The organism is Roseospira navarrensis (genome assembly GCF_009601025.1).
Lineage (GTDB): Bacteria > Pseudomonadota > Alphaproteobacteria > Rhodospirillales > Rhodospirillaceae > Rhodospira > Rhodospira navarrensis.
Window position 1 is genome coordinate 1 of record NZ_WIVE01000011.1, and the last position, 14,361, is coordinate 14,361.

10 protein-coding genes are annotated in these 14,361 nt (G+C 70.9%); 4 read left to right on the forward strand and 6 right to left on the reverse strand.

Features of this window, described 5'->3' with window-relative positions:
• Window positions 1-233: 233 nt before the first annotated feature.
• The 4 genes from GHC57_RS05435 to GHC57_RS05450 all read right to left on the reverse strand — a co-directional run bounded on the left by GHC57_RS05435 (window position 234) and on the right by GHC57_RS05450 (window position 7,099).
• Complete coding sequence (locus tag GHC57_RS05435) at window positions 234-1,454, reverse strand: tyrosine-type recombinase/integrase (RefSeq protein ID WP_153341988.1); 1,221 nt, start codon at window positions 1,452-1,454, stop codon at window positions 234-236.
• A 304-nt stretch (window positions 1,455-1,758) separates the two neighbouring features.
• Window positions 1,759-3,051: a sensor histidine kinase gene (locus tag GHC57_RS05440; RefSeq protein ID WP_153341990.1), complete on the reverse strand. Its 1,293-nt coding sequence runs from the start codon at window positions 3,049-3,051 to the stop codon at window positions 1,759-1,761.
• A 379-nt stretch (window positions 3,052-3,430) separates the two neighbouring features.
• Window positions 3,431-4,006: a hypothetical protein gene (locus GHC57_RS05445; protein WP_153341992.1), complete on the reverse strand. Its 576-nt coding sequence runs from the start codon at window positions 4,004-4,006 to the stop codon at window positions 3,431-3,433.
• A 303-nt stretch (window positions 4,007-4,309) separates the two neighbouring features.
• Window positions 4,310-7,099, reverse strand: a complete 2,790-nt coding sequence (locus GHC57_RS05450) for an intermembrane phospholipid transport protein YdbH family protein (protein WP_153341994.1) — start codon at window positions 7,097-7,099, stop codon at window positions 4,310-4,312.
• A 110-nt stretch (window positions 7,100-7,209) separates the two neighbouring features.
• Between GHC57_RS05450 and GHC57_RS05455 the strand changes: the two genes are divergently transcribed.
• Window positions 7,210-7,785 carry a Panacea domain-containing protein gene (locus GHC57_RS05455; RefSeq protein WP_153341996.1) on the forward strand — a complete coding sequence of 192 codons (576 nt, stop codon included), beginning with the start codon at window positions 7,210-7,212 and terminating at the stop codon, window positions 7,783-7,785.
• Window positions 7,786-8,070: 285 nt separating this feature from the next.
• Window positions 8,071-8,550, forward strand: a complete 480-nt coding sequence (locus tag GHC57_RS05460) for a hypothetical protein (protein WP_153341999.1) — start codon at window positions 8,071-8,073, stop codon at window positions 8,548-8,550.
• Window positions 8,551-8,857: 307 nt separating this feature from the next.
• Here GHC57_RS05460 and GHC57_RS05465 read toward each other — a convergent pair whose 3' ends face one another.
• Both GHC57_RS05465 and GHC57_RS05470 read right to left on the reverse strand, forming a co-directional pair.
• Window positions 8,858-9,643, reverse strand: coding sequence for a response regulator (locus GHC57_RS05465; protein ID WP_153342001.1), 786 nt, complete (start codon window positions 9,641-9,643; stop codon window positions 8,858-8,860).
• A gap of 115 nt (window positions 9,644-9,758) precedes the next feature.
• A complete protein-coding gene (locus tag GHC57_RS05470; protein WP_153342003.1) occupies window positions 9,759-10,946 on the reverse strand; it encodes a bacteriohemerythrin in 1,188 nt (395 codons plus the stop codon).
• 102 nt (window positions 10,947-11,048) lie between these two features.
• On the opposite strand from GHC57_RS05470, the gene GHC57_RS05475 reads away from it, so the two are divergent.
• Complete coding sequence (locus GHC57_RS05475; protein ID WP_153342005.1) at window positions 11,049-12,284, forward strand: glycosyltransferase family 2 protein; 1,236 nt, start codon at window positions 11,049-11,051, stop codon at window positions 12,282-12,284.
• Entirely contained in the window at window positions 12,281-14,347 is a 2,067-nt protein-coding gene (locus tag GHC57_RS05480; protein ID WP_170294698.1) for a glycosyltransferase, read from the forward strand. The genes GHC57_RS05475 and GHC57_RS05480 overlap by 4 nt, the downstream gene beginning before the upstream one ends.
• Window positions 14,348-14,361 lie beyond the last annotated feature (14 nt).

The following is a 14,361-nucleotide window of genomic DNA, read 5'->3' on the forward strand; positions in this document are numbered from 1 at the left end:
GTTCACGTTATGTTCTACGCCGTTTCAGGCCACCTGTCACCACATGATGTGGTCCCGGACTCAAAGGGATAAGCCTTACAGAAATAAAATCCCTAGGCGGCGAAAGCCCGGATGATGAATTGGACACTTCGTCCGCACTAGACGAAGACGTAAGGGCTTTCAGCGAAAATATTTCTATCAAAAGTGAAAATGACCCTCAATAGAGCGCACCATTACTCTAATTAAAAACAGCACTACTTTTCTCCTAACATCGCTATTAGTGTATCCGCCGTTCGGTTCGCCACGCCGCGCACCGGATCGTCCTGCAAGTGGGCATAGACCTCCGTCGTGCGGGCCTGACGGTGCCCCAGCACCTTGCCGACCAGGAACAGGCTTTCCCCTTGCGCCACGGCGGCGGAGGCGAAGCTATGGCGCAGGTCGTGCAGCCGCACGTCCGCGAGGTCGGCTTTGACGCGCAGGCTCTCCCACACCTTTTGCAGCCCGACCAAGTGGCCCTCGGATTTCGATGAGGGCAGCACGTGCGGGTTGCCCGCCACGCGCGGCAATGTCCGCAACAGGGCAAGCGGCGCATCGGCCACCGGCACCACCTTCGCCCCGGTCTTGGACTCGGGCAGCCGCAGGCATCCGCGCTCGAAATCCACCCACTCCCAACGGAGGGTGAGGATTTCGCTCTTGCGGCACCCGGTCAGCAGCATGAGGCGAATGGCCGCGATGGCGAAGGGATTGGTGCCCGTCTGTTCGGCTTCCCGGAGGGCCGCCCCGAGCCGGTCCAGTTCCTCCATGCTGAGGAACGGCTCTTTCTTCTGGCCCTTGTACGCCTGCACCCCGCGCACGGGATTGTCCGGCCGCAGGTCGCGTTGAACCGCGAAGGTCAGAGCCGCCCCCAGGATGGCAAGGCAGCGGGCCGCCGTCCCCCGCCCACCTTCCACCACCGCACGGCCGCGCGTGCCGGTCTTGATGTCCGCCGCCGTCTTGCCCTCGGCAATGGCGCGCTGCATCCGCTCCACGTCCGTCCGGGTGAGGGTGTTGAGCCGCTTGGTCCCGATCAGCGGCTTGATATGCCGTTCGATGTTGCTGCGGTCGATCTTGAGCGTGGACGCCTTCTTGTGGTCGCACCCCTCGGCCATCCAGAGGTCGAGAAGCTGGGCCATGGTGAGGTCCTTGCGCGTCCGGGTTTTCTCCTCGGCCACGTCCAGGCCGCCCGCGACCGCGCCCAGCGTTTTCAGCGCCTCCTGACGAGCCTGATCCGGCGTGACCGGCCCGTGCCGACCGAGAGTGACACGCCGTGTGCGCCCGCCACGCCCGCCGACGCGGTATTGCACAAGGTAGGTCTTGGTCCCTTTCGGCGTGACCTTCAGCCCGAACCCGCGCAGTTCATCATCCCAGAAGTACGTGTCCGTTTCCCCGGGCTGGGCCGCGTCCACCGTGCGCTTGCTGAGCTTGACAGTGGGCATGGTTTATGTCTCCCCCCTTCGTTTCCAGTAAGCACATAGTAAGCACGCCGACAGGAAACGCAAGGATGGATGCGGACCCTTGCGGTTTGATGAATCGTTATTTTTCAAGGCATTGGGAACGCTGCGGACCCGTACGGAGCGCTATAAAACACTCATTTTCATCAATGGCATTGTAGAGGTCTGGGGTTCGATTCCCCTCGGCTCCACCAGTCAGAAAAACGGGGTCAGGCCGCCAGGGTCTGGCCCCGTTTTTTCGGTCGAGAGCCCGGCCCGGAGCCGGAGTCGCCGTCCTGCGCCCGCCCGGTCAGGCCGAGGGCAGGCGCAGGGTGAACGTCGTCCCCTGCCCCGCTACGCTCTCCACGGCGATGGTGCCGCCCTGGCGCTCGATCAGTTCCTTGCAGATGACCAGCCCCATGCCGGTCCCGGTCTCGCCGCCCGTGCCCTTCGAGGATTGGCGGCTGCCCAGGCCGAACAGCGTGGGCAGACGATCCGCCCGGATGCCGACGCCGGTGTCGCGAATCTCCAGCACCACGACGTCGCCGTCGGCGCGGGAGGCAAAGGCGATCTCGTCCCCGTCGCGGGTGAACTTGATGGCGTTGCTGACCAGGTTGCGCACCACGGTGTCCAGCATGCGCGGATCGCCATAGGCGCACAGGGTCTCCAGATCGTCGGCGCGCAGCGTCACGCCCTTGGCCTGGGCGGCCAGCCGGTAGCGCCCCAGATTGGTCTCCACCAGCCCCACCAGGTCCACCGCGCCCGGATCGAACTGCACCCTGTCGAGCTGGATGCGGGACCAGTCCAGCAGGTCCTCCAGCAGCTTGAAGGCCTCGGTGGCGGCGCGGTGCAGCAGGGCGCCGTATTCCTGCACCTTGGCGGGCGGCAGTGCTCCGCCCTGCACGGCCAGCAACTCCGAGAAGCCGAGCAACGGATTGAACGGACTTTTCAGGTCATGGGCCACGATGGAAAAGAACTTGTCCTTCTGGGCGTTCAGTTCCTCCAACCGGGCGCGCGCGTCCTCCAGGTTCTCGGCCAGGGTCACCAGTTCCTCGGCCTGCGTCTCCAGGCGCTGTTCCTTGTCCTCCAGATCCGCGATCCGGGCCTCAAGGTCCGCCGTGCGGCGTTCCAGCGCCTCTTCGGCCTGTTTCAGGGCGGTCACGTCGGTATGGGCCCCCAGCATGCGCCGGGGCGTGCCGTCAGGATCGCGCACCATCAGGCCGCGGCAGCGGACCCAGACGGTATGCCCCTCCCGATGACGGTAGCGGATGATCTGGTCGAATGGATGCGCGGGGTCGGCCTTGTGCTTCTCGAAATTGGCCTGTACGACGGCAAGGTCGTCCGGATGGATATTGCTCTGCCACCATGCGGTGGTGTGTGGCATTTCGTCATCGGCATAGCCGAACAACGATTTGAACCGCGGGCTCAACCACTCGTCATCGGGACTGTCCAGGTCCCAGTACCACATGCCGTCCAGCGAGCCGTTCTGCAGGAACTCGAACACGGCCGGATCCTTGCGCACCAGCGCATACAGCTCGTCCTTGAGCCGGTGCGATCCCTCCCGGGGGGGCGCGGACCCGTCATTGCGCGACCCGATATGCATCGGTGTGGTGATCCCGTCTGCTCCAGCGTCGGCCTTGTCGCGCGTGGGGCCCTCTCTCCCCTGGCGCCCCCCGGCGTCGTGGCCGACAGGGTGGGCGCGCTTCAAGAGTACGTCCGAAATGATGGGGGAACAAGAATCCACGCGCGACAAGCTCCCAGGGTTGCATCCTCTTCAACCCGGCGTTCCGTCATGGTGGCCCAGGAGGCCAGCGGCTCAACCATTCTGTTCGGCGCGGCGGGATCGTGTTGCCGGGCCGCCCCCGTCCGCAGCACCGGGCGGCGCGGCCCGGTGACGCCGACGCTCCCGCGCATCGGCGGGCATCCGCACAGGCGATGGGCGTCCCGTCGAGTCGCGGGACCGACTGCGGCCCGATGCGGCATCAGCTCACCTCGCGCAGCTCGACCGGCACGCGATTGACGGGCTGGGGCGGCGTTCCGGTGGGCGAGAACTTGTAGAGTTGCCCCTCCCAACGGCCGAAATCGAAGTTCTGCGGCTGATACCACTGGATCCGGTTCGCCGCGTAGACAGTCGCGTCGGTATGGATGGCCAGCGCCCCCATCAGGTACTGCCCGTCCTCCGCCGTGAACTCGTTGCCGGCCTCGGTGTTGGAGGCCGCGCAGGCATAGACGACGATGTTGGTGACCTTGCCCCTGATGGCCTCCCACGCCGAGACGTTGCCGTGCATCACGCCTTCCCGGCCCAACTGCAGGCCCTGACCGCCCACGTCCCCGGACATCCGAAGCCGCGTGCTCGACCCGGCGAACCCGTGGCACAGCACGAACAGGGAATGCAGCTTGCCATGCTCACCGTGCAGCGTGTTGACGGAATTGAAGAGCTGGCGAAGGGGTGTGGCCCCGTCCGTCGTGATGACGTTCAAGTCGTACCACCACTGAACGAAGGCGTTCGGCAGGGTTCCCGTCAGCCGTCTGTCCCGCGCGATGACATACTCGGCCATGGAGCACTCTCCTCGCATTTTTGATCCTGATCGGCGCTGAACCGGACCCGTCGGCGTCACCGCCTCCGCCGCGCCCCGGCTCCCTGCGCGGGGCGACGGCCGCACCGCGATCACCAGCGCGGTCCTGTCGGACCCGGAGCCTGACGCGGCGGGGCCTGGGCGAAATCACGCGACGACATCGCCAACCCCCGCGTGCCCTTGGCGACAAGGTTCTTTAGAGGATGCTACGTCAGTTGGTCAGACACCACAAGAAAGGGCTGGGTTACAACTTGCCGCCACCCCTCGATTTCATAGGGATGTCTTTTACGGGGGGTCCAGACCCAGCCGGGAAAGCCGTTCCTTTATGCGTTCAGGAATTGTATAGCCCTGGAGTCCTTCCTGAATAATGCGCGTCAGCGGCCCCGAAACGTTGAGATTCAACTGGAACGGATACCCGTCCAGAACCTGGGCATTCGCGCCTTCAAGGCGGAGACCCACCGACATCTCGTCCGCCGTGCTGCCCTCGACGGTCATGGACAGATCGGTGTAGCGGAAGTCCTCCAGCGCCCGCGCGGCCAGATCCACGCCCTGACTCGCGCCCCCGCCGGCGGGCAGCGCGGTGCCGCTGTACTGCACCACACCCGGTGCGATCGCCGCCAGCCGTCCGGTGTCGATCCGCACGTCTCCCGGCGTGATGACCATGGGCACCAGCCCGTCCACCGTCCCGGAGACGGAGAGATCGTCGATGGGCGTCATGGCGGCGAGTTCGCTCAGCTCGATCCCACGCACGGTCAGCGTCAGGGGAATGCGCTCGAACCCGGTCAGCGGGATGGTCGCGCTGTCGGTGGTGATGTCCCCGCCAGCGAAGCGCATCGTGGCCTCTTCCAGCACGAACGCGCCGGCCCCGTCGAGCCGGTAGCGCACCACCAGATCGGAGAAGGCGAGGCCCATGGTCAGGCCCGCCGCGACCAGTTCCTGGCTGGGGCTGCGCGGCGGAGCCAGGCCGGTCAGCCGGACCACGCCGTTCAGGTTCTGCAGCCCTGTGGCGCCGTAGGCGGCCTCCACCTCGGCCAGCCCGAAGGACAGGTCCGGCCGCACCGCGCCGCCGTCGCGCCACGACAGCGTGCCCTCGACCGCCAGCGAGCCGGCCGACGTGGACAGGTCGGTGAGCGAGCCATACAGGTGCCAGGGCTGGACGCCGTCGCGACCCAGGGTGATCGGCCGCCCGGTCAGACGCACCGTCCCGTCCTGCCCGTCGCGCCCGATCCAGCCCGTGGCCGTCACCACCCGGTCCCGCAGCGGAGCGCCCACCCGGGCATCCACGGCGAAGCGGGCGGGGTCGTCCGGGTCCGGCGCCAAGGTCGCCTCCAGCCGCAAGGGCCGCAGCGGATGGCCCGCGACCGGCGTGCCGGCGGATTCCCCCGGCAGGCGGGGCAGCCCCCCGGCCAGCGCAACGGTTGGTCCCGCGGGTCGCAAGGTCAGATCGACAGCCAGATCCGCCAGGGTCCAGGGGCCGGACCGCAGGGACCCGGCCGTGGCGGAGGCGGTCAACGGCGCCGCATCCGTCCAGGGCACGCGCCCAGACGCCGTGACCGACTCCAGGTCGGCGGTCACCGGCCCGGACAGCGAGACCGGCGCCAGCGCCACATCCAGGGTCAGGGCCGGCGCATCGGCCCCGGCAAGGTCCAGGTCGAGGGTCTGCGGCCGCCCCTCCGCCAGGGCCAGGACCACGTCGCTCGTCCCATCCAGCACGCCCGGCACCACCGGCGCCGTCAGGTCCAGCGCCCCGGTCTCCAGCCGCAACGCGACGGTCTCCAGGGAGAGAGTCGCGGTCCCGGCGGACTCCAGGCGGGCGGCGTCGGCCGTGACGGCGTCGTGATCCAGCGCGGTCGCTTCGGCCGTCAGGGCAAAGGGACCCGTCAGGGTGGCGTCGGCCACGGCGAGGCGGCGGCTCGTCAGGGTGGCGGACAGGTCCGCCAGCGTCGCCACAGGCACCAGGGCCGCCAGTCCGGTCCCGCGCAGGGAGACATCCGCCAGCGTGCCCGACAGGCTGTCCAGGGCAGGCGGCCCGTTCAGGGTGAGGTCCACCGTGGCCGCCACGGCGGCCCCCGCGCTGTCGGCCGTCACGCGGCCGCGCACGGTCGGCGCGGCGCCGTTCAACGGGACCGTCACCCGCACCGGCGCGCCGTCCGCTCCCGGGGCCAGCGTCAGGGACAGCGGGCCCTCGGCCAAGGCCCCGACCGCCGACGGCAGCCCGGACAGCAGCGCCGGGTCCAGGGCGGCGGCCCGGGCCTCAAGGCCGTCGGTCTCGACCCGGAGCCCCTCCGCGTTCCAGTCCACGGACAGCATGCCGTGCGCCGCCAGATCGCGGGCCAGCCCCGGGCGGTCCCGGGGCTCCACCTGAAGGGCCACGTCGCCCCGCATGTTCGGTCCGTTCATAGGGCGGCCCCGCACCGAGGCGGCGGCGTACACGCCGGCCCCCGAGGCGGTCAGGTCGGCGGTGACGCCCGGACTCGTGCCGTCGTTCCCCGCCTGCATGGACGCATCGCCCAGCACCCGCACCAGGCCCCAGGGGGTATCGAGAGCAAGGCGGATGTCCCGCGCCTCGACCGTCGAGACCGGCAGCGACGCCGGGTCGCCGCCCGCGTCGTCCGCGTCGTCCGCGTCGTCCGCACCGCCGCCCCCCCTGAGCATGGCGGTGAAGGGTCCGGCATCCAGGCCGGTTTCGGGGTCCCAGGCGGCGCGGGCATGCAGGCCCGTGACCGTGACCTCGTCCAGCGACAGGCCGTTCAGTCTGGCCATCACGTGATCGGCTCGCACCCGGCCACCCGCCAGGGACAGGCCGGAGACAACCACCCGGTCCGGATCCAGCACCTCCACCGAGACGCGGGCCGGCCCGACCCCCGCCCGCGCCAGCACATGGGGCGCCACGGCGTCGGCAAGCCGGATCCGCTGGTCCCACCCCAGCCACACCAGCCCGGCGACCAGCACCGGCAGAAGCAGGACGTCGCGCGCCACCATGCGCCATAGGGGCGGCCGCCGCCGAATCCGCGCGGGAGGACCCGCCTCGGCCGGCTCATCGGTCTGCTCGGTCTCCTGCGCCGTGGCGGTCATCGCCCTCCCCCGGGGGTTCATTCTGGGGCGCAGTCTAGCCCAGTCCGTGCCCCATGGCATCCGGCCCGCCCACTGCGCTACCATGGGCCGCGTCTTCAGGAGTCGCCCCCATGGCCTATCCGCCGCTCACCGATTCGGCCTTCGATGTCGCGTTCTGGATGCTCGACCGGGCGCTGGACGACAACGAGTACCTCAACCCCCGCAAGCTGCATCGCCTGCTGTATCTGGCCCAGGCCTATTTCGCCGTGGCCAACGCGGGGCACAAGCTGATGCCGGCCACGTTCGTCGCCGATCCGGACGGCCCGGTGGAGCCGACCCTGTTCCGCGCCTTCGCCTATAGCCGGCCGCGCGTGGACCTGCAGACCATCCCGGAGCGCGGCACGCAACTGCTCGATTCGATCTGGCGACGGTTCGGGGCCCATTCCACAGACCACCTGACCAAGGCGCTGAAGCGGCACCCCCCCTATGCCGACGCCTTCGCCGAAGGGCCCCGCGCCGAAATCGAGCTGGACGCCATGGTCGCCTTCTACGGCCGCAAGCAAACGGCGACACAGGGCATCGGCGCCCTGACCGACAGCGGCGCGCCGCACATCGAACAGGTCCTGCGCCCGCGCGTCATGCGCTCCCAGTCGGGCAAGCCGGTCAACGTGCATCAATGGCGGCCGCGCTCGCTGAAGGAGAACTGACCCGGTCCGGCAGTCGGATATGCGGTTTTTGCATCGCAGCAACGAATTTTCTTGCATCAAACGCATGGCTGAGGGCATAAGAACCCCACCACGCAAGTGGATCAGGGAGGACCGTCCGGCGGCGACAATGACCCTCAAGGGCCGCGCCGCGAAATATGCCGCCGCAGGGGGAGATCCCGTGCGGCGGCTTTTCGTTTGATGAGGGGCGGACGGGCGCGCCATGCGGCCAGCCTCGACGCGCGCCCCATCCGGCCGAAAGGCTCATGCGAACGGGAGGGTCCCCCCATGCCTGTCGCGCCCTGGTCCGTCGGACACGGCACGCCCGCGCGGGCGGCGTTGCTGACGCTGGGACTCGCCGTTGCCGCCTGTGCCCCCCAGCCGACCTATGGACCCCGCCCCGATGCGGGGCGCGGCGCCGGTCCCGCTGGCGTGATCCAGGACACCACCCGCGCCGCGATGGACAGCGGCTTGACCGCAGGCCCGACGGACAGCCGGCCCGGCCCCGCCGGCCCGGCCGCCGGCGCCTGCGGTCGGCTTCTGGCGACCCGGGACCATGTGGCGCGCTTGCGCGACCTGATCGCCGCCATCGAGGCCGACGGCGTCACGGAGTCGGAGCGGACGGACCTGATGCGGGCCTCCAGTCGTCTACACGGGGCCGAGTCCGATCTGGCCGAGGCCCGCCGGGATGTGGCCGGCGCCCGCTTCCGGCTGGAAGCCCTGACGGGCGGCCGCGTGCGCGCCGGCGATCTGCCGGCGTGCGAATGATCCGTCTCGGCAGTCGCCGGCCGGACCCATACCGCCCGACTGCGCCGGCGCCGCGCCGCGGCGGAGGCGATGAACCGGGCGGGTCCGGTTCATCGCCGATCAGGATCAGAGGCCATTGTTACGACCTGGGATCACCGTTCCGTGGCGGAGAGGACGGCGCCCGCCTCTCGCGATCCTGCAGGCGCTCCGCGCCTTCAGGATGACACCCATTTTTTTGTAGATATCGCCATCCTGATCGCCTTGCGGGTGCGACGGATCTCGTGAGACACCGCAAAACAATCACGTCATCCGAGTTCGGACCCCGGATTCAGATCAGGAACAGGTTGTCGAGCGCCCGGAACAGGTCGTCACCGAACGCCGGGCCCTTCTTGATGATGGGCACGCGCTTGGGCAGCAACGCCAGAAGCTCGTTGTCCGGATCCAGGCTGGTGATGAGCGCCACCGGCACGTTGCGGGTTTCCGGCATGGCGGTCAGGCCGATGGTCAGGTCGATCCCGCTCAGGCCCGGCATCATGGCCGAGATCATGACCATGTCCGGTTTGGTCCGCACGATCAGGCGCATGGCTTCGAACGTTGATCCGATCTGGGCCGTTCGGTAGCCGCACTGCTGCAACTCGCGTTCAACGAAGTGGGTCTGCGCGCCGGGCTCCATGACCAGCATGACTTCGATGTCGCGCACCTCGATCTCGGCCGGGGCGAACCCACGCTTGGCGGGCAGGCGGCGCACCAGCGGGGCCTGTTCCGTATCCACGGGCACCCGCCCCTCGCCGATGTCCAGGGCCAGATCCACGAAGCGCTGCAGATCATCGAGCAGCAGTCCGGTTGCGATGGCGCGCGTCTCGGCCAGATAGTCCTCAAGCCGGTGACCGACCGCCGACAGCGGGCTCAGGCCCAGCGTCTCCGCCTGGGCGTGCAGCGTCAGGCCGAGGCGCTGGCCCCGGCGGATCACATCGGGCAGGGTCGCCGGGTCCTTGCGCGCCTCATCGATGGCCAAGGTCAGTTCCCGCGCGGCATCGGCGAGTTCGTCCAGGAACTCGGTCTGCATTTCGGCGAAGACGCTCGCCGCCCCCGAGTCACCGCGTTTCGATGGCATGCCGACGGTCTCCCCTGTTGGGACCTCATCCTTCGCCGATGAGGATGGAGAAGGATACTGAACACTGGGTGTCCTGAGGCATCGGCCCCGGCCCACCCGACCCCGGCCCTGTCCCTCAGGCCGGCGCGGTCACACCCAGGCTTTCCAGGCCCTCGATCACTTGCGGGTCCGCCTTGATGGCGCCGGCCACGGCCTGGGCGTCGATGTTCTTTTCCACATAGGGCTTGTAGCGCATGTCCTCGCCCAGGATGTGGTTCATGAGCCATCCCTTGAGGAATCCCATCAGCGCGGGGGCATCCACGCTCGCCGGGTCCTGCTGGTAGCGGTCCAGCCACTCGCGGAGCTGTCCCTTCAGGTCCGTATGCCGCCCCGCGTGCTCGGCCGCGCCGGGGAAGTTGGCCGCCCGCAGAAGGGCCTCCTCGCGGCCGAAATGGTAGTCGGTGTAGTCCCACAGGCTGTTCAGCACGCTGCCGACCACCCATCCGCTCTCCGGGGCGCGGAACGCCTGCGGCAACTGGTTGACGAGGTCGGCCATGATGCGGTGATCGCGGTCGATCTCCGGGGCGCCCACCGTCCAGGCATCGGACCAGACCAGGGGCGCGTCCTCGGCATCGTCGGCGGCATCATCGTTGGCATCGTCGGAAGTGGCGTCCGTGGCGGCATCCGGGTCCGGCGCGGGCTCCAACGCAAGCCCCGCCACCTCCGATGCCACGGGCGGTTCGTCCGGGTCCAGGGCGATGATCTCTTCGGCTTCCTCAAGCGCTGCGTCAAGGACCTCCTCAAGCGCCGCCTCGGGAGCCGCCTCTAGGACCGCATCCGGCTGGCCCGGATCGTCGGTCTCGAACAGCAGATCCTCGGTCGCGTCGGCCGCATCGCAGGCCCCTCCCGAGGGGACCGCGTCTTCGGCCGTGTCGTGCGGCGGCGTGGCCGGCGGCTGGGTCGGATTGGCGTTGCCGCCGGTGCCGAAGGTCTCCGACACCAGCGCCTCGGATCGATCCAGCGCGCCCAGAAGGTCGTCGTCGCTCAGATCGAGTGAGCGGGCGCTGTCCTGGATGCTGGCCGTCAGATTGCGGACCGCCGTCAGAAGCAGGTCGTTGGTCTCTTCCAGGCGCTGGATGCGCGCATCCCGCTCGCGCAGGTCCTCCCGCATCGCCTGATAGCGTCCCTCGACGACCTCAAACAGTTCGTTTAGCTTCCGGAGGCGGTTGACGCGATCCGCCTGACGCCCGCTCAGGTCCGCCATGGCGCGTTCCGCATCCGCGATCACGCCTGTGGCGATGGACTTGTGATCCCGCTCGCTCATTCGCCCTCGACCTCCTGTCAGACCTCGCCCCCGCGGCGGATGGTGCACAGTACCATGTCCGAATTTCCCGCCGGAAGCCCTGATCCCGCAAGGGAGTGATGCATGGCGATCCACCCGTTGTGGTCCTGGTCACCGGCGGCGGAAAGCCCCACCCTCGCCCTGATCGCGCCTAGCGCCGCACGCTTGCCGCTGGCGGCGCGGCTGCGGCGCGCCGGCTGGGCCGTCCGGCCTGTCTCACCGGAATCCCTGACCGCGCCGCCCGCCTCGATCGCGCGCGCCATCGCCGACCACTTGGCCGCCGCGGCGCCGGATATCGTGGTCGGCCTGTGCCCGCCGTGGTGGCTGGGCGTCGCCGCGCAGACCCGCGCGGCCGGCCTGGAGGATCCTCCGGCCCGCTGGCTGCTGGCGCCGCCGCCCGAGTCGCGGGCGGAGAGACCGACGGACCATGCCGCGACCCTGGAGCGGGCCGCGCTCGACCGGCTCGCCCGGGCGGCCGCCGACGCGGTGGACGACCCGCCGACCGCGCCCCATGCGGTGGCTCTGTCCGTCGAGACCAACGGCCGTCTGGCGGCGTGGCGCGAGGCGGGACCACCGGCGCAGCATCCAGCCGCCCCCCCGGTCTCGCTGGGAGTCGTCATGGTGCATCGGGACCGCCCGGCCCTGCTCGCCCGCGCGCTCACCAGCCTGGAGGCCCAGACCCGCCCGCCCGATGCCCTCGTGGTGGTGGATGCCGCCAGCACCGACCCCGCGTCGGTTCAGGGGGCGCGGGCGGCCGTGGCGGCGGTGCGGACCGGCCCGGCGCGGCTGCTGGCGCTGGACACCGCAAGCCTGGGCGCGGCGCGCGCGGCAGGCGCCGACGGGCTCGAAACCGACTGGCTGCTGTTCATGGACGACGACAACCTCGTCCCACCCGAGGCCCTGGCCACCTTCGCCCGTGCCGCCGCGACCGGCGCGGCGGACCTGTGGACCTGCTGGGCGCGCCTGTTTCCGGACGAAGAGCCGCCGCCCAAGGGGCCGCCCGTCACCGCGCCCCTGTATGCCCCGCTGGGCCCGGTGCCGGGCCTGATGGACCGCACCAACGACATGGGCGACGCCCACCTTCTGATCCACCGCGCGGCCTTCACGCGGCTGGGCGGATTCGACCCGGACCCCAACACGGGGGCCGAGGACTGGGACCTGCTGGTGCGCGCCTGGACCGCCGGCCTTCGGCATCGGGTGATCCCGCGCGTGCTGCTGTGGAAACGGCAAAGCCCCGGGTCCATGTCGGCGACCATGGACCCGGCGCGGGCCCGCGCGCGCATCGTGGAACGCCTGCGGGCGGTGGGGGTGCCGCTGTGACCCCCGCCCGCGTCTGCCTGGTGACCACCGAGATCCTGGGTCTCACCCGCACCGGCGGCATCGGCACGGTGAACGCCGCCCTGGCGGATCTGCTGGTCGGGATGGGTCACGAGGTCACGGTGTTGTGCCTGAACGGCCGCCGCGCCATGGATGGCCCGTTCGACCGCTGGGTGGCGCACTATAGGGCGCGCGGCGTGGCCCTGGTTCCGCTGCCGCCCCCTGACGGACCCGGCCTGGACGGGCTGTGGGCCGAACCCTCGATGGCGCGGCGCTGGCAGGTGCTGCACTGGCTGGCGGCGCAGCGGTTCGACCTCGTCCACTTCACCGACTGGGGCGGCGAGGCCGCGCTGTGCGGCCGCGCCCGCGCCCAGGGCGTGGCGCTGCGGCGGACCCGTCTGGTGCTGGGCCTGCACGGCGGCGCGGCGTGGGCGATGGCCGGGAACGACGCCCTGCCGGACAGCCTCGCCCGGCTGGTGCAGATCGAGCTGGAATGGGCCGCGCCGGCCCTGATGGACGCGGTGTGGTCGCCCAGCGCCTTCATGCCGCGCTGGCTCGCGGATCAGGGTGCGGCGGCGCCGCAGGCCCGCCTGATGCCGCAGCCCATGCCCGACCCGGGTCCACCGCGCCCACCGGACGCGGAGACCGCGCCCGTGCGCGACCTGGTGCTGTTCGGCCGGCTGGAGGACCGCAAGGGGGTGGCCGTGCTGCTGGACGCCCTGGACCGGATGGCCGCGCGGGCCGCGCGGGATCCCGACGCGCCCCGCCCTGCGCGGGTCACCTGTCTCGGGCGCGCCGCCAGGGTCCTGGGTGAGCCGGCCCGACGGGTCATCGCGCGCCGGGCCGCCCGGTGGCCCTGGCCGGTCTCGGTGCTGGACACCCTGGACCGGGCCGCCGCCCTGGAGTATCTGCGCGGCCCGGGCCGAATGGCGCTGATCCTGGCCCCGGCGGAGAACTGCCCGCTGACCCTGCACGAGTGTCTGGCGTTGCGGGTGCCCGTGCTGGCCAGCGCCACCGGCGGCATCCCGGACCTGATCGCCCCGGAGGACCACGGCCGCGTCCTGGTCCCGTATGAGGCCGCCGCGCTCGCCGATCGGCTGGGCGCGGTGCTGGGGCGCCCGATGGCCCCGGCCCGCGCCGCCCGGGATCCCGCCGCGACGGCGGCGGTTTGGCGGACGTGGCATGAAGCGTTGCTGGCCGCCCCGGCCGAGCGGGCCGAGCCGGCCGTGCCGCCCTCTCCGATCGCGCCCCTGATCGCCCCGGACGACCGCCCGGCATCTGTCTGGAAAGCCACGCTCACCAGCGCCCCAGCGGGCGCGGTCTGCCTGCTGACGGACGCCGACCGGCTCGCCCCCGAGGCGCTCACCCTGCTGGGTGATGTGCTGGCGCGGACGGGTGCCGATCTGCTCGCGCCCGCCTGCGCGGCGGCGGACCGGACGCGCCCGTGCCTCGACTCGGTCCCCGCGAGCGCCCAGGCGGCCCCGCTGGTCGCCGGCCCCGGGCTCGTGCTCGGCCCCAGGGCGCGGGGCGTGGCGGCCCGCGCCTGGAACCCGGACACCGGCCTGTGGGGCCTCGTCGCCGTCTGTATGGCGGCGGACCTGCGCCACGAGGCGGTGCCCGCCGTCCTGCTGAGACGCGACAGCCCCTGGCGCGAGCCCCCGGCGGCGCGGGCCCGGGCGTCCACGCTCTGGGCGGCCGTTCTGCCCGCCCAACGGGTGGCGCTCACGGCCGCCCTGCTGGCGGGACTGCACGGCGAGCAGGATACGCCGGGCCCCCGGGCGGCGGATCCGGTCCGCCGGGCGGCCCGCCGCGACCGCAGGCGGGCGCGGGCCCTCTGGCGATCCTGGCCGTGGCGGATCACCCGCCCCCTGCGCGCCCCGCGCCGACGCTGGGCGGGCCTGCCGCCGGAGCCGGCCGAGCCGCCGCCGCTGATGGCGCCCGGCGCGGCCTCCGACGTCCTGTGGGGCGCGCTGCTGTCCCACTCCTGGGCGCTGGCCGGCTGGACCCGCCGACCGGCCCGTCGCGTGCGGCGGCTGCTGGCCCGGCTGCGCCGCCCGCGCCGCTGACGCGCCGAGCGGTT